The organism is Marivita sp. (genome assembly GCF_051251565.1).
Taxonomy (GTDB): Bacteria; Pseudomonadota; Alphaproteobacteria; order Rhodobacterales; family Rhodobacteraceae; genus Marivita.
Genome location: NZ_JBPOFB010000011.1, coordinates 85,332 through 103,362, shown reverse-complemented (window position 1 = coordinate 103,362; position 18,031 = coordinate 85,332). Strand labels below are relative to the sequence as shown.

Sequence of the window (18,031 nt, the reverse complement as noted above, 5' to 3'; positions counted from 1 at the left end):
CGGGCTAGCAGGACTCGAACCTGCGACCTTCCGTCCCCCAGACGGACGCGCTACCAGGCTGCGCCATAGCCCGACTGACGCCTGTCATAACGGTTTTGGGTCAGGCCGCAAGAGCGAAATGCCAACAAAACCGCCGCTAAAGTTATCGCGCCATATCCCGCAGGCGCTGCACAAAAGGTGCCGCGTCGCGTGCGGTCTGTGCAGGAAGGTGGGACAGCTTGGAAAGATGGGTCAAAAGGCCTGGCATGGGCGCAGCAGGTTCTATTGGCGCTGCGTCCGCCAAGGCCGACTCAGCCTCGATCCGGTCGTCGGCCTGTCGTTCTTGCATGGAGTGCTGCAAGAATCCGGGTAGGCTGCTTGTGGTCTCGATCACTGGATCGTCAGCCGCGTCGTCCTGCGGACCAACCGGCGACACGTCAGGGACATCAGGGTCATTAAAGGCGGTGTCCGGCGCAATGCTGTCAATCGCATCAGGCGCTGTCGTTGCCTGAAGGTCAGTCGATGCTGACAGGGTGTTTGTCGCGGTCAGGTCTTCAGCTACGGCAACGTCCGGCTCTGGTGTATCCGATGTAACGGTGTCGGCCTGCTGTTCGAAAACCACAGGCACTTCAGTTTCCGTGCCGTCTGAGGTCATGCTTTCTGAAAGGGAGATGTCACCGGCATCGTCCTGCGCAGCAAACATATCCACCGCAGTGCCCTCGTCGTCCAAACTCTCTGGCTTGACGAAAGGGACCACCGTATCGACGGGATCGGCAAGCGCGACATCCTGCATGTCCGCAAGCTCATTGTCGAATTCGTCACCTAAACTTAATGCACAAAGTGAAGATACGTGCCTAATGCCCTGTTCCCGAAGAACCTTTTGCGCCCCCTTGATGGTCAATCCGTCTTCGTGCAGCAGCTTCTTGATACCACCCAGAAGCTTCATATCCGCCGGGCGATAATAGCGGCGTCCCCCGGCACGCTTGACCGGCTTCACCTGCGTGAACTTGCTTTCCCAAAACCGAAGAACATGGGCTGGGGTTTCCAGCCATTCAGCCACTTCACTGATGGTTCGAAACGCATCTGCGGACTTGCTCATGGCAGTCAGCCCTTGTTGCCTGCGGCCACGCGATCTTTCATCAAATGCGACGGACGGAAGGTCAGAACCCGGCGTGGGTTGATTGGAACCTCTTCACCGGTCTTCGGGTTGCGCCCGACGCGTGCCGCTTTGTCACGGATCGAAAACGTCCCGAATGACGAAATCTTGACCTGATCACCCTCTACCAGGGAATTCGACATATGGTTCAAAACCGCTTCGACAAGATCGGCACTTTCGTTGCGCGACAGCCCAACCTCACGAAACACAGCTTCGCTCAGGTCCATACGCGTCAAAGTCTTCTGTCCCATAACACACACACCTCTCCAATTCAGGCCAGCATGGGCCTTGCGATTTTCCGAGTCAATATCAATGGCTTGCACGAGGGCTTTTGGAAACCAATTGCTTACCAGCGCAGAACGACCGCGCCCCATGCCAGACCGCCACCAATTGCCTCGGTGACGATTACATCGCCTTGTTTGATCTGGCCGCGTTCGACACCCACCGACAAGGCAAGAGGAATCGATGCTGCCGACGTGTTGCCGTGATCCTGAACCGTAACGATCACATGATCCATCGACAGGCCCAGCTTCTTGGCCGTGCCTTGGATGATGCGAATATTGGCCTGGTGCGGCACAATCCAATCGACGTCTTCGCTGGTGATCCCGGCGCTTTGCATTGCGGTTGTTGCGGTCGCGGCCAGTTTTTCCACCGCGTGCCGGAACACTTCTTTGCCCTGCATCCGCAAATAGCCGGTGGTTTGCGTACTGACACCGCCATCGACAAACAGAATATCGCGGTGCTGCCCGTCAGAATTGAGGTCAACCGCCAAGATGCCGCGGTCGGATGTGTCACCGACACCGTCTTGCGCTTCAAGGATCACCGCACCGGCACCGTCGCCAAACAGGACACAGGTGCCACGGTCGCTCCAATCCATGATCCGGCTAAAGGTTTCCGCCCCGATCACCATAATGCGTTTGGCTTGCCCCGAGACAATGAGCGCATTGGCCGTGGACATCGCATAGATGAACCCAGCACAGACAGCTTGTACGTCAAAGGCAAAGCCGCGCGTCATGCCGATTGCAGATTGCACCATGGTTGCCGCAGACGGAAACGTCAGATCGGCCGTGGATGTGGCCAGAACGATGGCATCCAGATCATTGGGGCCAAGCCCCGCATGAGCCAGAGCTTTTTTCGCGGCGTGTGTTGCCAAATCTGATGTGGTTTCACCCTCGGCTGCGAAATGCCGTTGCTCTATGCCGGACCGCAATTTGATCCATTCGTCGGACGTGTCCAATGAGGCCTCGAATTCGGCATTTGGCACAACCCGCTCGGGCAGGTAATGCCCCAACCCTACGACAACCGCGCGTGTGGTCATTTGGGTGTCTCCTCCGAGTGGGCTAGGTCAGTTTTCGAGTCTGTGAGCAATGCCAAACGCGCCGCAAGCCGATCTGCAAAGCCGGACTGTGCCAGTTGAAACGCGAGCTTGATTGCTGCCGAAACGCCAGTGGCATCCGCCGACCCGTGTGATTTCACAACGGTGCCGTTCAGCCCAAGAAACACCCCACCATTCACGCGGCGTGGGTCAATCTTTTTCTTCAAGCGCCGCAACGATGTCAGTGCGAGAAGCGACGCCAGACGCGACAAAGGCGAGTAGGCAAAGGCTTCTTTCAGCCGGTCACCGATCAGCGATGCGGTGCCTTCTCCGGTTTTGAGAGCGACATTGCCAGTAAACCCGTCAGTGACGATCACATCACAGGCCTTGCCCGGAATATCGCCGCCTTCGACGAACCCAACAAATTCGAATTGCGCCCGGTCCGCCATTTTGCCGATCAGCTCGTGCGCCTCGCGCAGTTCGGCGCGACCTTTGTGTTCTTCGGTGCCAACATTGAGCAACCCGACACGCGGACGGTCCAGCTCAAGACCGTTGCGGGCATAGGACACCCCCATCAGCGCGTATTGAAGCAGGTCCTGCGCATCGGCGCGCACATCGGCACCCACGTCGAGCATGACATTGAAGCCTTGGGGATTACGCGACGGCCACAGGATCGCAATGGCCGGGCGGTTTACCCCCGGCAGCTTGCGCAAGCGGATCATCGACAGAGCCATCAAAGCGCCCGTGTTTCCACAGGACACCGCGACAGTTGCCTCTTTGTTGCGCACAGATTCTATCGCCGCCCACATGGACGTGTCTTGCCCGTGACGCATGATCTGACTTGGCTTATCCTGCATCGATACAACGCCCGCCGCATCGCGGATTTCGCACCGCCCAGCCAAGGCCTTTTTGCGCTCGATCAGCTTTGCCAATTTCGCTTTCGGGCCATGGACCAGAAACCGAATGTCGGGATTCGCCTTGGCAGAACGAGACATGCCGGAGACAACCGCCTCCGGCCCTAAATCGCCGCCCATTGCGTCGATAGATAGCACTATTGGCGCGATACCCACCTTTTTATGATCCTGCGAAGAGGTCATTCAGAGGGGTTCGCCCAATCGTTGCTTATGCCGCGTCTTCGTCCAGGTCGATTTCGTCGGCCTGAGCAATCACTGCGCGATCTGCGTAGTGGCCGCAGGACGGACAAACGTGGTGTGGACGCTTCAGTTCACCGCAATTCGAACATTCATTCGGGTTTGCAGCTACCAGAGCATCATGCGCGCGACGATTGTTGCGACGCGATTTGGAGACTTTGTTCTGTTGGACGGCCATGTCTCAACCTCAATTATCTATAATCTGTAGCATGCTCGCCATGCCGCGTTTTGGGTGTGTCCGGCCTCTTACGGGGAAACCGGGCCGGGAGACAACCCCCACCTCAGATGAAGGCGCGAACATAGGGGCAATGGTGAAATCCGCAAGCGTTTTCTGGTGGCCTTGTTCACGACTTTTTATCAAGCTGATCTCGCAACCCGGCAAGCCCGGCAAAGGGCTTTGTGTCCTCATCCTTGAGCGGCGTGATCCCGTCTTCGGCAAAGGTGGCCGAACCCAGTTCGGCGTCTCCGGCACGCGGATAGAGCGGAAGGGCGAGCAAAAGCGATTCGATCATCACCTCATATGCCGAGATAATCGTGCCCAAAGGCTCGGTGCTGATGTCCTCGGGAATTTCGGTTTCTGCACCGGGCGCATCTTCTTCGATCATTTCGGCTGGCAGGAACACGCGCTCCACGACTTCATCAAGGCGGGTCGTCACAGGATCCAAGGTGACAACACAGGGCTGCACCACAGTGGCCCCAAGTTTGCCGGTCAACGTCCATCCGCGTGCCCCATAAGGCGCAATCTCCCCTTCAAAGCGCAGTTTTTTCAACGCGAGAACCGTTACCTCATCCGAGATCGCCGCCCGCGCAGCCGCATCCGGTTGCAAATCAAACGATGTCGGAGCCCAAGTCGGCAAGTCGTTGACGCGAAATTCTCCGGGTTTCAGAACCGGTTGTGCCATATCTTGTGTTCACCCTTTGCTTGAACGCAGGCCCAAGGCCGTGTAATCGGGATAAAAGGCAGCGAACGCCAACGCAAGAGAGGCGCCATGCAGGGCATCAGATCGACAGTCAGGATCGGGCTTGTGACGCTCTTGTGCATATCGCTTGCCGGTTGCACGGAACGTGTACGGACGCACGGCTATGTCCCATCCGAAGACGAATTGCAGCAAATTGTGCCGGGGGTTGATACCCGTGGCACAGTAGAAGACCTGATCGGCGTTCCGTCGACATCTGGGGCGCTAAGCGACTCGGGCTTTTACTACATTGAAAGCGATGTGCGTCACTACGCGTGGCAACGACCCGAAGTTGTTGACCGTGAAGTTCTGGCCATCACCTTTGACAACGCCGGTGTGGTCGAAAACATCGAACGCTTCGGGTTGCAGGACGGGCAGGTCGTGCCAATCGCGCGCCGGATCACCCGGTCGGGCGACGGTGATATCAGCTTTATCCGCAAGCTGTTCGGCAATATTGGCGGTATCAATGCTGCTGACTTCTTCAACTGATGTCAGCACACGCGGCGGCGTATCATGTCGCCGTGCCCGCCGAGGCAATCCATCTGCGGCTGGGCGGCTATACCGCGCGCATCGGGTCTTCGCCTGATATCCGTCGTGATGCGCTGGCGTTGCGGGGCAAGGTATTTCGCAACGGCGCGCGGGACGAAGACCGTTTTGATGCGGCTTGCCTGCACGGTACCGTTGGCACAGCGTCGTGCGATATGCGCGTTGCGTTCCGGGCACGGCTGATCCCATCCGTCAAAGACCTCGCACAAACCTATACCGGGCAATTCTATGACCTGAGCGACTTTGACCAATCCCGCGCGCCCTTTCTCGAACTTGGCCGCGTGTGTCAGGCCGACGGCCCCTCCGATATCATGGCGCTCCGCCTTGCCTGGGCGGCACTTGGGGCTTTGGTCGACGCGCAGGGTGTAGGAATGATGCTGGGGTGCAGTTCATTGCAAGGGGCAAACCCCGAGCGGCACAGTGCCACGCTGGCCGCGCTGCGGGCGCACCACCTTGGCCCGGTGGCATGGCGTCCCGGACGCAAAGCGCAGTATGCCATTGACCTTCCCAAAACCCCCGGAGGAACCGCTGTCATCCCGCCTCTGTTGCGCAGCTATCTGAACATGGGAGGCTGGGTCGGCGATCATGCGGTGCCTGACACATATCTCGACACGCTTCACGTCTTTACGGGGCTTCGGATTGACGCAATTCCCGAACCGCGCAAACGTCGGCTGCGAGCCTTGGCACTGACCGCGCAAGCGACACCTCTTGACGTTGTGCCCGCCGCGCCGTAGCGCGACGCCATGGCCAATATTCCGCTTCTCCAACTCAATGACATTTCGCTGACCTTTGGTGGCGACCCTGTCTTCCACGATCTCAGCCTTGTGGTGCATCCCGGTGACCGGGTGGCGCTTGTGGGCCGCAACGGATCGGGCAAATCCACCTTGATGAAGGTGATGGCCGGATTGGTCGAAGGCGATACCGGCGACCGCGTTGTGTCGCCCGGTGTCAGCGTGGGATACATGGAACAAGATCCGGACTTGAGCGATTTTGCCACGCTGGGGGACTATGCCATGCATGGTCTGGACCCGTCCGAGCTTTACAAGGTTGAACGCGCAGGCGAAGGCCTGAAATTCGATCCCGACCGCTCGGTCGAGACCGCATCCGGCGGCGAACGTCGTCGCGCGGCCTTGGCGCGGCTGATGGCGCAAGACCCCGAGTTGATGCTGCTGGACGAACCTACCAACCACCTCGACATCGAGGCGATCGGTTGGCTCGAAGACGAATTGAAGCGCACCCGCAAAGGCTTTGTCCTGATCAGCCACGACCGGCGCTTTCTGTCCGAACTCACCCGCGCCACGCTCTGGATCGACCGGGGACAGGTGCGGCGGCAGGAAAAAGGGTTTGACGGCTTCGAGGCGTGGCGTGACAAAATGTGGGAGGACGAAGACCTCCAGCGCCACAAGATGGACCGCCGGATCAAATCTGAGGCGCGATGGGCTGTCGAAGGCATCAGCGCGCGGCGCAAACGCAACATGGGCCGTGTGCGTGCCCTGCAAGAGTTGCGGGGCGAACGCAGCAGCATGATCAAACGGCAGGACACCGCAGCGATGGAACTGGCCTCGGGGCCAAAATCCGGCCGCAAGGTGATCGAGGCGGTGGGCCTGACCAAGGTCTTTGGCGACACAGCCATCGTGCGCGACTTTTCCCTGACCGTGCAGCGCGGCGACCGGGTGGCCTTTGTTGGCCCAAATGGCGTCGGCAAGACCACGCTGATCAAGATGCTGATGGGCGACATTGCCCCCGATGCGGGAACGGTCAAGCTGGGCACGAACCTTGTGCCTGCGGTCTTTGATCAGGCGCGTGCGCAGCTGAACGGCGATCTGACCCTGTGGGAAAACCTGACCGGCGACCCCGAAATGCGGGTCTCGGGCAAGGCAGATCAGATCATGGTGCGCGGCATGCCGAAGCATGTGGTCGGCTATCTCAAGGAATTCCTGTTCGACGAGGCGCAGGCGCGCGCGCCGGTGCGTTCCCTGTCTGGGGGTGAAAAGGCACGGCTTTTGCTGGCGCGGATCATGGCGCGGGAATCGAACCTGCTGGTGCTGGACGAACCGACCAACGATCTGGATGTCGAAACGCTCGATCTTTTGCAGGATTTGCTGAGCGAATATGATGGCACGGTCCTGCTCATCAGCCACGACCGGGATTTTCTGGATCGCGTCGCGTCTACCACCGTGGCGATGGAGGGCAGGGGCCGCGCAACCGTCTATGCCGGTGGCTGGAGCGATTACCAAACCCAGCTTGGAGAACATGACGGCGATGCGGGACCGGCGAAATCCACGACCAAATCCGCCGCAAAATCCGCAGCGGCGGCGGCCAAGGCGAAATCGGGTCTCAGCTTTACCGAAAAGCATCGCCTCGAAGAGCTGCCCGCCGAGATTGACCGCCTGACCGCCGAGATCGGCAAGTTGGAGCACTTGATGGCCGACCCCCAGCTGTTCACCCGCGAACCGGTGAAATTCAAGAAAGCCAGCGAAGCGCTTGTCGCCCGGCAAACGGCCCTCGCAGACGCCGAAAACCTGTGGTTGGAACTGTCGGAAAAGGCCGAGGCGGGGTGAGCTTTCGTCGACCGAACGCACATCAGCATCACTGCGTTTTGGCTATGGTTCGGGGCGTTCTACCTCTTTGCCCATGACTGATCCCATTTTCATCGGCGCCCGGATCTATCGCGGTTCAAGCTATGGCGCGCATCATCCGCTGTCTATTCCGCGCGTGCCCACGGTGATGGACCTGTGCCGCACCTTAGGGTGGTTGCCATCCGGGCAATACCGCACCAGCCCCTGTGCCAAGCCCGCGGCGCTGACCGGGTTTCACACCCAAGCCTATATCGACGCGCTGCAAAAGGCCGAAGCCACGCAATGCCCTGATCTGGCCTTTGATCTTGGCAGCCTGTCCAATCCCGTTTTCCCCGAAGTCTATCGCCGCCCCGCCACAGCCGCAGGCGGTGGGCTTTTGGCGGCCGAACATGTGCGGCACGGTGGCGTTGCCTACAACCCAGGTGGCGGCACGCATCACGGGTTGCCAGACCGGGCCAACGGGTTTTGCTACATCAACGAACCTGTTCTGACGATCCAGCGGCTGTTGGACCTTGGGCTGACCCGGATCGCCTATATCGACATCGACGCGCATCATTGCGATGGCGTCGCGGTGGCGTTTCATGGCTCTGACGCGGTTCAGATGATCTCGATTCACGAGGACAAACGCTGGCCCTTTACCGGTGCGCTTGATGATGATGCGGGTGGAGCTGGTATCAACATTCCGGTCCCGCGCGGGTTCAACGACACCGAATTTGACCTGATCCTGAACGATGTGATCCTTCCCGCCATCGCGCGTCAGAACCCGCAAGCGATCTATCTGCAATGCGGCGCGGACGCGGTGACAGAAGACCCTTTGTCCCGACTGACCCTGTCCAATCGCTGCTACGTGGCGGCGATCAATGCGCTGAGACCCATGTCGTCGCGCCTGATCGTGTCGGGTGGCGGCGGTTATAACCCCTGGAGCGTTGCACGCGCCTGGACCTGCGTCTGGGCCACTCTTGCCGGGTTTGAGATCCCTGATGGTCTGCCGGACCCGGCCGCTGACATTCTGCGCGGATTGCAGTGGACACGCAAAGCCCAGCCTGACGCGCGTTTGGTGACCACGTTGCTCGATCCCGCGCGCACTGGCCCGGTGTCGGATCAGGTGCGCCATGCGGTGGCCACGCTTACCGCGCGGTCAGCCGGTTCCGGCGGGTAGCGTCACTGCCAAAGCGATGTGATTTTGGCCGTGGGTCAGGGCAATGGGGATGCCCCGATCGCGGCATAGATGCGACAAAAGCACAAACTGCACATCCGATGGACGCAGATCCATATCGTTCTGCGCGCCGCATTCCCCGGTCAAAAGCCCCCATACCGCAGCATCCGTGCGCAAAGTATCAGCACGTGCCGTGGCCACGATGTCATGTCCATGCTGATCAATGATCAACTGCCCGCCCAAGGGCAACGCGGCTTCAAGACATAAGGCGGACAGGTAGCCCAATTGCACAACATTGCGCGGCACATCCCCGTCGATCTGCCAATCTGCCGTGATCCGAGTGCCCGCGTAATGGTCCGTCACCGTCTGACGCGCCTCGCGGTCAGAAATCATGGGAGTGTCGCAATAGCTGCCAAAGGCGATGCGAAAGAAGCGGATCAATGACGTGGCATTGTCGCAACTTTGCTGGATCAACGACATTTCGGGTCCGCCGGGGCTGGCACCGCCCATTCCAACCAGTTCCAATCCGTTGGAAATTGCGCCAATAGGGTTGATCAGGTCATGGCAAATCCGCGATCCGATCAACGCGGCCAGTGAAGCGTCGTCCTGTTGCACTATATCCCCCAATAAGCAGTAAGGAGACCGCTTATGTCTGACCTCAATGGCCTGTTGGAACCCGGATCGCTGGTCCGCCACCCAAGTGAACCCGATTGGGGGATTGGACAGGTCCAATCGGCCATCGGCGACCGGATCACGGTCAATTTCCGCGAAATGGGCAAGGTGGTGATAGACGGATCGCGCATCGGGCTGGTTCCTGTTTTCGATGAATAAACATCACACCCAATCGTTGATAAACCCTTAATATATTGCCGACGAACACAGATACGGGTCCGCCCGACGCCGTTGCGCGTCACAGTGTGGCGCAGTAAGCTGATCGGAAACGAGGTGCGTGGCCCTTTATGCTTCAGAATACGACCCCCTTTCAGGTGTCGCTTGCGCGGTCGGACAACGATCTGCGCGCCGCGCAACGGCTGCGCTATGACGTGTTCGTGGCCGAGCTTGGCAGCGATGGGGCTGGTGTGGATCATGCCGCGCGGCTTGAGGCCGATGGGTTCGACGCCCATGCCGATCACCTGTTGTTGCGCGACACCACTTTGGGCAAGGACAAGGTTGTGGGGGTCTACCGGCTTATGACCGCGCATCATGCAGACCAAGCGGGGGGATTCTATTCCGCCGCCGAATTTGATCTGAGTTTGCTGGAAAAAAGTGGCTTGCGGCTTTTGGAGCTGGGGCGATCCTGCCTGCACGCTGACCATCGCGGAGGGCCTGCCCTTTTCGCGCTCTGGCAGGGAGTGGCGGACTATGTGTCAAAGCACAAGATCGACCTGTTGTTCGGCACCGCCAGCTTTCATGGCACTGACCAAAACGCACTCAGGCATCCGATTGCGCATTTGCACGAAACCTACCTCGCGCCGCCGCACCTTCGGGTCACCTCCAAGATGGCAGGTTCCGTGCCGGTGGTGCCTGCGGGCCAGATAAACCGCAAACGCGCGATGCGCGATACACCTGCCTTGATCAAATCTTACCTGAAACTTGGTGGCAGCATCGGGCAGGGGGTTTATGTCGATCACGCGTTCAACACCACGGATGTCTGCCTGATTCTGGAGGCATCGAAACTGAACAGCTCTGTACTGCACCGCGCCGCACGGCCCAGATCATGAGCCCGACTTGGAACAGCGATGATCCGATCACGACAGAGCGGATTTCGCCGCTGGGCTGGGTTCGGGTCGGCGTGCGTGGCACAATTCTTGCGGTGGTGGTGTTTGGCGGTTTGGCGCTGCTTCTGGTGCTGCGCCTGTTTGAACGCCCGATCTTTGGCGTGGACCGCCCGGTGACGCCCTACATCACCCAAGCGGTTTGTCGCACCGCCCTTATGATCCTTGATCTGCCGCTTTTGGCGCGGGGGCCACGCATGTCGGTCCCCGGAGCGGTGGTGGCCAATCATGGATCGTGGCTGGATATCTTTGCATTGAACGCGCGTAAGAACATTTACTTCGTCTCAAAATCCGAAGTGGCCGCGTGGCCGGGCATCGGCTGGTTGGCGCGGGCTACTGGTACGGTGTTCATCCGCCGCGACAAGCGGGATGTGAAAAACCAAATGACTGTTTTTGAAGACCGATTGCAGCACGGTCACCGGCTTTTGTTTTTTCCCGAAGGCACATCGACCGACACGCTCCGGGTGCTGCCGTTCAAGCCGACACTCTTTGCGCCGTTCTTTTCTGATACGCTGGTGCATGACATGCATATTCAGCCCGTCACTGTGATCTACCATCCGCCCGACGGTGCCGATCCGCGATTTTACGGCTGGTGGGGAGATATGGGCTTTGGGGAACACCTGCTCAAGGTTCTGGCCCAGCGGCGTCAGGGCAAAGTTGAAGTGGTGTATCACGCGCCTGTGCGGGTGGATGACTTTCCCAATCGCAAATCCTTGGCAAGCCATCTCGAAGATCAGGTGCGTTCGGCCCATAACCGGGTCGAGGCGTAGCCTTCGGCTTTTGATCTCCTGTGCGCAGTTCCCGAGCGTCTTCGAACAAACCCCCAAAGCCCAAAGGTTATGAACCCGATCTGGATCAAAAACGCCCCGAGATTGAACGCGCCGACAAGGCTGACTAGGACCAAGATCGCCGCAACAATCTTGCTTGCGGAATAGACCGGCCCGTTTCCGCAGGTGCGCCCGGATTGCACCAAGGCAAAGCCCCCTACGTAAATGACCGAACCCATCACGCCACACGCCTGTAACGCAGTCGGATAAGCGCGCATGAGGTCAAGAAGGGCCGACATGAAAGGGCTCCTGAAATTGACCCGACCCCCCGCATCAGCGGAAAGCCGGGTCAGATTTGCGAAATATGGTGCCTGAAACGAAAGGTGTCCGCTTCTGACACAAGGTAAAAAGGGCTTTGTGAAACCGAAAACTCTTTAAATAAACATCATGTGCCCAAAAGAGCTTTGACAGAACCCGCCTTAAACAAACGCTGCCGGATCACCATGATGCGCCGTTTAATCCCCAACTTGTCATTCTAAACCTGACGCACGTCAGCACAGGTCTGGAATACCCGACCCAGATCGCCCCGTCCCGTGAATATGGTGTGAATTTCCACATCGATGTCCGTTCGGTCCAATCGCAACAGCGTCAAGCGGCACGCTAGGCGAGTCGTGTAACACAAACGCAAAACGGCGCAGATTTGACCCTGCGCCGTTATTATTTTTGTTATCAATTCTCTACCGGACGCACCTCATCCGATGCGCGATCACTCCTCGACGGCTGAGTCGTCTTCTTCGCCCTGATCGGCAATCCATGCAACCGACACCACCACTTCATCCGCGCCGGTGTTGAACACTTTCACACCACCCGCGCTACGCGACCGGAAGGAAATGCCGTCCACCGGAACCCGGATCGATTGCCCCTTTGAGGTCGCAAGCATGATCTGGTCGTCCATTTCCACCGGGAAAGACGCCACAATGGCTCCGCCACGCATGGCTTTGTCGATGGCCTGAACCCCTTGGCCACCACGTCCGCGCACCGGGTAATCATGCGACGACGATAGTTTGCCAGCGCCTTTGGCTGTGATCGTGAGGATCAGGTTTTCCGCCGCCGACATCTCGGCATAGCGTTCTTGCGTGATCGAACCGGGCGCTGCGGCGTCCTCGTCATCTTCAACCTCGGCATCATCGGCCAAGCCAGCCACCGCACGGCGCATCTTGAGATAGGCCGCCCGTTCCGCCGGATCGGCCTCAAAGTGGCGGATCACAGCCATGCTGACCACGCGGTCTTCATCGCTCAGGCGAATGCCGCGCACCCCGGTCGATTTGCGGCCCTTGAAGACCCGCACAGCGGTGGTCGGGAAACGGATCGCGCGACCAGCATTGGTGACAAGCATCACATCGTCATCTTCTGACGCGATGCGCGCATTCACCAGCTCCACACCCTCGGGCAGATCCATGGCGATCTTGCCATTGCGCATCACATTGGTGAAGTCTGACAACGCGTTGCGGCGCACATCGCCTGCACTGGTGGCAAAGATGATCTGCAAATCGTCCCAATGCTTTTCGTCGCGGTCCACTGGCATGATCGCGGCAATCGACACACCCGTCGGGATCGGCAGGATATTGACGATTGCCTTGCCCTTGGCTGTCCGTCCACCCTGGGGCAGGCGCCACGTCTTGAGTTTGTAAACCATGCCTTCGGTTGTGAAGAACAAAAGCTGCGTATGGGTGTTGGCCACAAACAGCGTAGTGACAACGTCGTCGTCCTTGGTCGCCATACCAGAAAGACCCTTGCCACCACGCTTTTGGGCGCGGAAATCAGCCAGCGGGGTGCGCTTGATCCAACCCGACTGGGTCACAGTGACCACCATGTCCTCGCGTTCGATCAGGTCTTCGTCGTCCATGTCGCCCGACCAGTCGACAATCTCGGTCCGGCGCGGCACCGCGAACAGTTCGCGTACCTCGCGCAGCTCGTCCGAGATGATGCCCATGATCCGGTCGCGCGACCCCAATATCTCAAGGTATTCGCGGATTTTGCCGGCCAGTTCTTCCAGCTCGTCGGTGACTTCCTTGACCCCGATCTGGGTCAGGCGCTGCAAACGCAGTTCCAGAATGGCACGGGCCTGAACCTCAGAGAGGTTATAGGTGCCGTCGTCATTTGCTGTATGGGTCGGATCGTCGATCAGTGCGATATAGGGCAAGATATCCCGAGCAGGCCAGCGCCGCGTCATCAACCGCTCGCGGGCTTCGGCCGCATCGGCAGAGGACCGGATCGTCGCAACAATCTCGTCGATATTGGTGACAGCAACGGCCAGACCACATAGAACGTGGCTGCGTTCGCGTGCCTTGCGCAGCAGATGCGCGGTCCGCCGCGCGACCACATCTTCACGGAAATCAATGAAGGATGTCAGGAACTTGCGCAGCGTGAGCTGTTCCGGGCGTCCACCATTCAGAGCCAGCATGTTGCAGCCGAAATAGACCTGCATCGGGGTAAAGCGGAACAATTGGTTCAGCACCACCTCTGCTGTCGCATCGCGCTTCAGCTCGATCACAACCCGCACGCCGTTGCGGTCGGATTCGTCCTGAACGTGGGAAATCCCCTCGATCCGCTTTTCGCGCGCGGCCTCGGCGATCCGTTCGATCATGGTGGATTTGTTCACCTGATACGGGATTTCGTCGATAACAATCGCCCAGCGATCCTTGCGGATTTCCTCAACCCGCGTCTTGGATCGGATGACGACCGATCCACGCCCCTCAAGATAGGCTTTGCGCGCCCCGGACCGGCCCAGCATGATGCCACCGGTCGGGAAGTCAGGGCCGGGGACGTAGTCGATCAACTGCTCAGACGACAGGTCAGGCTCTTCGATCAGCGCCAGCGTGGCATCAATCACTTCGCCAAGGTTATGCGGCGGGATGTTGGTTGCCATACCAACGGCAATGCCGCCCGCGCCATTGACCAGCATGTTCGGGAACCGCGCCGGAAGCACTGTGGGTTCACGGTCCTTGCCATCGTAATTGTCCTGAAAATCAACAGTTTCCTTGTCGATATCCGCCATAAGAAACGCTGCGGGCTTGTCCATGCGCACTTCGGTATAGCGCATGGCCGCCGCGTTATCGCCGTCCATCGACCCGAAATTGCCCTGACCATCCAAAAGCGGCAGCGACATTGAGAAATCCTGCGCCATCCGCACCAGCGCGTCATAGATCGCGCTGTCGCCATGCGGGTGGTATTTTCCCATCACGTCGCCCACGGGACGGGCCGATTTTCGGTAGGGCTTGTCATGCCCGTTGTTGCTTTCGTGCATCGCGTAAAGGATGCGCCGGTGCACAGGTTTCAGGCCATCGCGCAGATCAGGAATCGCCCGGCTCACGATCACGCTCATCGCGTAATCGAGGTAAGAGGTCTTCATCTCGTCGGTGATGGACACCTGCGGCCCGGAGTATTTCGGGCGCTCAGGCGGCATATCTTCTGTGTTATCAGGAGTTTCTGGCGAGTCGCTCACGTGGATAGCCTGCTGTGTCAATTTCTATATTTTGTTGAGGCCCTGTATATCAGAGACAGGATGTAGGCTGCAATCAACTTGACCGATTTAGTGGCACATCTGCTTTGGCACTCAGGGGGGATACTGGATAACACATTGTTTTTATTGAAATGTAACGAATCCATGGCACAATGGGGCGTAGAATAAAAACCGAACGAGGTTTGCATGTCCCAGATGAGTGAAACCGAATTGATGCTGCGCGGCTACGGGTTGACCACGGCGCAGCTGTATTACCGGATGCCGGATTTCAAGAATGTGCTGAACACATTTGTTTGGCAGGAATACGATCTCGCGCCGGATCACCCCAAGCTGTTTGAATTTATCGAATTCTGGCAGGACAGCATCGAAGGCCCGCTGCATTCGGTGCAGTATACTCACCGCAAGTTGTTATCGTCGGGGGAATGGCGGCAAGTGGTGGGAGAGTTCACCATTCACTGAAGCCGCGCCGTCACCCTTGGGCATGACCCGCGGGTGACGGTTTCAAACTCACACCCCGTAAATCGCGCCGAACTTCGCCTCAAGATAGGCCAGAAGCGGCGCCTCGGACGGGGCAAACCCACTGGCCCGCTCTATCACCTCGCGCGGCTCGTAAAGCCCGCCATGACGTTGCACATTGTCGTGCTGCCAACCTGTCGCCGCCGTTGTGTCACCCGCCGCCAGTTGCGCATCCAGATCCGGCACCGCCTTGCGCAGCGCCTCATGCAGACAGCCCGCATAGACATTGCCTAGCGAATAGGTGGCAAAATAGCCAAACAGCCCCACCGACCAATGCACATCCTGCAACACGCCATTGGACGGCTTGTCGACGGCAAAGCCGAAATCCGCCTCGAACCGGGTGTTCCACGCCTCTTCAAGATCAGTGACCTCAAGAGTTCCGTCGATCAGTTTGCGCTCCAGGTCAAAGCGCATGAGCACATGCAGGTTGTACTGCACCTCATCGGATTCCGTACGGATATAGCCTTTGGTGACCCGGTTCACTGTGCCGTAGAACGCATCAGCATCAGCACTCCCAAAATCGCCAAACGCCTCAATCATCTGCCCGTGCAACCAGCTGGTAAAGGCGCGTGACCGGCCCAACTGGTTCTCGTAGATGCGGCTTTGGCTTTCATGCACACCCATCGACACCCCGCTGCCCAAAGGTGTGAGCAGATAGGCCTGGTCGATGTTCTGTTCATAGGCGGCGTGGCCCACCTCGTGGATCGTCGAATAGATGCAGTTGAACGGATCGACAGGGTTGGTCCGCGTGGTGATCCGCACATCGTTGCCGGACCCGCTTGAGAACGGATGCACCGCCTTGTCCACACGCCCCCGGCTCATGTCGTAGCCAAAGGTCTTGGCGATCTGGCGCGACAGCTTCATCTGCGCGCTTTCGTCAAACGTGCCCGTTAAAGCCATCGGGGCAGGGGCACCCAGCACCTTGTCCCGCAACGCCACCAACCGAGGCCGCAATGCGCCAAACATCGCGTCCAGATCCGCCGCCGTGGCACCGGGTTCGTAATCCTGCAACAGCGCGTCATAAACATCGCCGCCATTTGCCAAAGCAGCGCCTTCCTGACGGCGCAGATCCAACACCCGTTCTAGCGTGGGGGCAAAGGCGGCAAAGTCGTCATTTGCCCGCGCCTCGGCCCAGACACCTTGCGCAAGGGACGTCGTGCGCGCCAGTTCCGCCGCAAGATCTGCCGGAACCTTGGATGCCCGGTCAAAGCTGCGCTTGATGTGCCGCAGATGCGCGCGGCCTTCGTCGTCGGTGGGCGTTGCTGCCTCAAGCCAATCGCCGACGCGCGAATCCATGCGCCGGGCATGCAAAACGCTCTCAATCGCGCCCATCTCTTCGCCGCGTTGCGCCGCCGCCCCGCGCGGCATGGTGGTTTCCTGATCCCACCCCAGACGCCCAGCAATCTGGCCAAGCGCCTCGGTTTCACGGGTGAAGGCCATCAATGCGTCGTAAGCCGTGGTCATGCGGTTGCCCCCCGGATGGATTGTTGCACGGGATATTGCGCCGCAAAGCGCGCCCGCAGGATCAGCACCCACAGGATCACGGCGCCGACCTGGTGCGCAATCGCGACCTGCCATGGTGCCATGTAAAGTACTGTCACGATCCCCAACGCCATTTGAACCCAAAGCATCGCAAACGCTGCATTGAACCGGAACCGCGTGTCGGTGTTGGGCGACTTGCGTGCGCGCAGCCAGACCACGATACCGAAGGCCAAAAGCAGATACCCGGCCATCCGGTGCATGAACTGAACCAGACCTGCGTTTTCAAAGAAGTTGCGCCAGACTGGATCAAGGTCAAACGGGTAGGGCGGCAGGAACGCCCCGGCCATAAGCGGCCAGTCATTATAGGTGCGTCCCGCATCAATCCCCGCCACCAAGGCACCCAGCAGGATTTGCAGAAAGGTAAAGTGCAAGAGCCCCGTGCTGAGACCAAAAAGCTTGCCCTCGCGTGCGCGCCGCGCCTGCATCAGATCGCGCTCTTCGCGGCCCAGCTCGAACGTGTACCACGCGATAAAGCCCAGAATGACAAAGGCCAACCCGAGATGTGTGGCCAAACGATAGGAGGCCACGTCCAGCATCGTCCCTGTGAGGCCCGACGCCACCATCCACCAGCCAATCGCGCCCTGAATCCCGCCCAGAACGCCCAGGAACAGCAAACGCCCGGTCCAACCCGTCGGGATCGAGCGGGTCAGCAGAAACCCGAAAAAGCCCAGCGCCCAGACCAACCCGATCACCCGGCCCAACTGCCGGTGGCCCCATTCCCACCAATAGATGAACTGGAATTCCGTCAGCGTCATGCCCCGGTTCTGCAATTGGTATTCGGGGATCGCGCGGTAAAGGTCAAACTCGCTCTGCCACTGCGCGGCATTCATCGGCGGCAAGGCCCCGGTTAGGGGGCGCCACTCGGTGATGGCCAGACCGCTGTCGGTCAATCGGGTCAAACCACCCACGGCGATCATCACCATGACCAGCGCAAACAACACCATGAGCCAAATGCGGATCGCGCCCCGCGCGCCGCGCTTGGTGGCGTCGATCATGCCGCCCTTGGGGATGTCCTTGCGCAGCGTGTCTGCGCCAACCTCTTCGAAGATACTGCGTTGTCCGCTCATTGA

The 18,031-nt window shown here is 59.2% G+C and carries 19 protein-coding genes and 1 tRNA gene; 8 read left to right on the top strand and 12 right to left on the bottom strand.

Annotation, left to right across the window (positions count from 1 at the left end):
- The 7 genes from ACSHXH_RS14255 to ACSHXH_RS14225 all read right to left on the bottom strand — a co-directional run bounded on the left by ACSHXH_RS14255 (position 1) and on the right by ACSHXH_RS14225 (position 4,503).
- Positions 1 to 73 (bottom strand) — tRNA-Pro (locus tag ACSHXH_RS14255).
- 69 nt (positions 74 to 142) lie between these two features.
- On the bottom strand, positions 143 to 1,078 hold the full coding sequence (locus ACSHXH_RS14250) for a MerR family transcriptional regulator (protein WP_435672472.1): 936 nt from the start codon (positions 1,076 to 1,078) through the stop codon (positions 143 to 145).
- A gap of 5 nt (positions 1,079 to 1,083) precedes the next feature.
- Positions 1,084 to 1,386 carry an integration host factor subunit alpha gene (ihfA, locus tag ACSHXH_RS14245; protein ID WP_435672471.1) on the bottom strand — a complete coding sequence of 101 codons (303 nt, stop codon included), beginning with the start codon at positions 1,384 to 1,386 and terminating at the stop codon, positions 1,084 to 1,086.
- Between the two features lie 95 nt (positions 1,387 to 1,481).
- Positions 1,482 to 2,453: a beta-ketoacyl-ACP synthase III gene (locus tag ACSHXH_RS14240; RefSeq protein WP_435672470.1), complete on the bottom strand. Its 972-nt coding sequence runs from the start codon at positions 2,451 to 2,453 to the stop codon at positions 1,482 to 1,484.
- Positions 2,450 to 3,547 (bottom strand): phosphate acyltransferase PlsX, encoded by a 1,098-nt coding sequence (plsX, locus tag ACSHXH_RS14235; protein WP_435672469.1) that lies wholly within the window; start codon positions 3,545 to 3,547, stop codon positions 2,450 to 2,452. The genes ACSHXH_RS14240 and plsX overlap by 4 nt, the downstream gene beginning before the upstream one ends.
- A 25-nt stretch (positions 3,548 to 3,572) precedes the next feature.
- The gene (gene rpmF / locus ACSHXH_RS14230; protein WP_435672468.1) at positions 3,573 to 3,779 is read right to left on the bottom strand and encodes a 50S ribosomal protein L32; all 207 of its coding nucleotides are present in this window, start codon (positions 3,777 to 3,779) and stop codon (positions 3,573 to 3,575) included.
- A gap of 166 nt (positions 3,780 to 3,945) precedes the next feature.
- Positions 3,946 to 4,503, bottom strand: a complete 558-nt coding sequence (locus tag ACSHXH_RS14225) for a YceD family protein (RefSeq protein ID WP_435672467.1) — start codon at positions 4,501 to 4,503, stop codon at positions 3,946 to 3,948.
- A gap of 87 nt (positions 4,504 to 4,590) precedes the next feature.
- On the opposite strand from ACSHXH_RS14225, the gene ACSHXH_RS14220 reads away from it, so the two are divergent.
- The 4 genes from ACSHXH_RS14220 to ACSHXH_RS14205 all read left to right on the top strand — a co-directional run bounded on the left by ACSHXH_RS14220 (position 4,591) and on the right by ACSHXH_RS14205 (position 8,841).
- The gene (locus tag ACSHXH_RS14220) at positions 4,591 to 5,046 is read left to right on the top strand and encodes an outer membrane protein assembly factor BamE (RefSeq protein ID WP_435672466.1); all 456 of its coding nucleotides are present in this window, start codon (positions 4,591 to 4,593) and stop codon (positions 5,044 to 5,046) included.
- Positions 5,046 to 5,837, top strand: coding sequence for a GNAT family N-acyltransferase (locus tag ACSHXH_RS14215; RefSeq protein ID WP_435672465.1), 792 nt, complete (start codon positions 5,046 to 5,048; stop codon positions 5,835 to 5,837). The genes ACSHXH_RS14220 and ACSHXH_RS14215 overlap by 1 nt, the downstream gene beginning before the upstream one ends.
- Positions 5,838 to 5,846: 9 nt before the next feature.
- Complete coding sequence (locus ACSHXH_RS14210) at positions 5,847 to 7,664, top strand: ABC-F family ATP-binding cassette domain-containing protein (protein WP_435672464.1); 1,818 nt, start codon at positions 5,847 to 5,849, stop codon at positions 7,662 to 7,664.
- 73 nt (positions 7,665 to 7,737) lie between these two features.
- Positions 7,738 to 8,841 (top strand): acetoin utilization protein AcuC, encoded by a 1,104-nt coding sequence (locus ACSHXH_RS14205; protein WP_435672463.1) that lies wholly within the window; start codon positions 7,738 to 7,740, stop codon positions 8,839 to 8,841.
- Here ACSHXH_RS14205 and ACSHXH_RS14200 read toward each other — a convergent pair.
- Positions 8,821 to 9,453 (bottom strand): histidine phosphotransferase family protein, encoded by a 633-nt coding sequence (locus ACSHXH_RS14200; RefSeq protein WP_435672462.1) that lies wholly within the window; start codon positions 9,451 to 9,453, stop codon positions 8,821 to 8,823. The two genes, ACSHXH_RS14205 and ACSHXH_RS14200, sit on opposite strands and share 21 nt — an antisense overlap.
- A gap of 33 nt (positions 9,454 to 9,486) precedes the next feature.
- On the opposite strand from ACSHXH_RS14200, the gene ACSHXH_RS14195 reads away from it, so the two are divergent.
- The 3 genes from ACSHXH_RS14195 (at position 9,487) to ACSHXH_RS14185 (ending at position 11,383) form a co-directional block, all read left to right on the top strand.
- Positions 9,487 to 9,669, top strand: a complete 183-nt coding sequence (locus tag ACSHXH_RS14195; protein WP_435672461.1) for a DUF3553 domain-containing protein — start codon at positions 9,487 to 9,489, stop codon at positions 9,667 to 9,669.
- A gap of 128 nt (positions 9,670 to 9,797) precedes the next feature.
- A complete protein-coding gene (locus tag ACSHXH_RS14190; protein ID WP_435672460.1) occupies positions 9,798 to 10,559 on the top strand; it encodes a GNAT family N-acetyltransferase in 762 nt (253 codons plus the stop codon).
- A complete protein-coding gene (locus ACSHXH_RS14185) occupies positions 10,556 to 11,383 on the top strand; it encodes a lysophospholipid acyltransferase family protein (RefSeq protein WP_435672459.1) in 828 nt (275 codons plus the stop codon). Before ACSHXH_RS14190 ends, ACSHXH_RS14185 begins: the two co-directional genes overlap by 4 nt.
- On the opposite strand, the gene ACSHXH_RS14180 is transcribed toward ACSHXH_RS14185, so the two are convergent.
- Positions 11,347 to 11,679, bottom strand: a complete 333-nt coding sequence (locus tag ACSHXH_RS14180) for a CBU_0592 family membrane protein (protein ID WP_435672458.1) — start codon at positions 11,677 to 11,679, stop codon at positions 11,347 to 11,349. The genes ACSHXH_RS14185 and ACSHXH_RS14180 overlap by 37 nt on opposite strands.
- A 467-nt stretch (positions 11,680 to 12,146) precedes the next feature.
- The gene (gyrA, locus tag ACSHXH_RS14175) at positions 12,147 to 14,846 is read right to left on the bottom strand and encodes a DNA gyrase subunit A (protein ID WP_435672457.1); all 2,700 of its coding nucleotides are present in this window, start codon (positions 14,844 to 14,846) and stop codon (positions 12,147 to 12,149) included.
- Positions 14,847 to 15,089: 243 nt separating this feature from the next.
- On the opposite strand from gyrA, the gene ACSHXH_RS14170 reads away from it, so the two are divergent.
- Positions 15,090 to 15,362, top strand: coding sequence for an usg protein (locus tag ACSHXH_RS14170; protein ID WP_435672456.1), 273 nt, complete (start codon positions 15,090 to 15,092; stop codon positions 15,360 to 15,362).
- Between the two features lie 48 nt (positions 15,363 to 15,410).
- Here ACSHXH_RS14170 and ACSHXH_RS14165 read toward each other — a convergent pair whose 3' ends face one another.
- A complete protein-coding gene (locus ACSHXH_RS14165; RefSeq protein WP_435672455.1) occupies positions 15,411 to 16,883 on the bottom strand; it encodes a carboxypeptidase M32 in 1,473 nt (490 codons plus the stop codon).
- Complete coding sequence (gene ctaA / locus ACSHXH_RS14160; protein WP_435672454.1) at positions 16,880 to 18,028, bottom strand: heme A synthase; 1,149 nt, start codon at positions 18,026 to 18,028, stop codon at positions 16,880 to 16,882. Before ctaA ends, ACSHXH_RS14165 begins: the two co-directional genes overlap by 4 nt.
- Positions 18,029 to 18,031 lie beyond the last annotated feature (3 nt).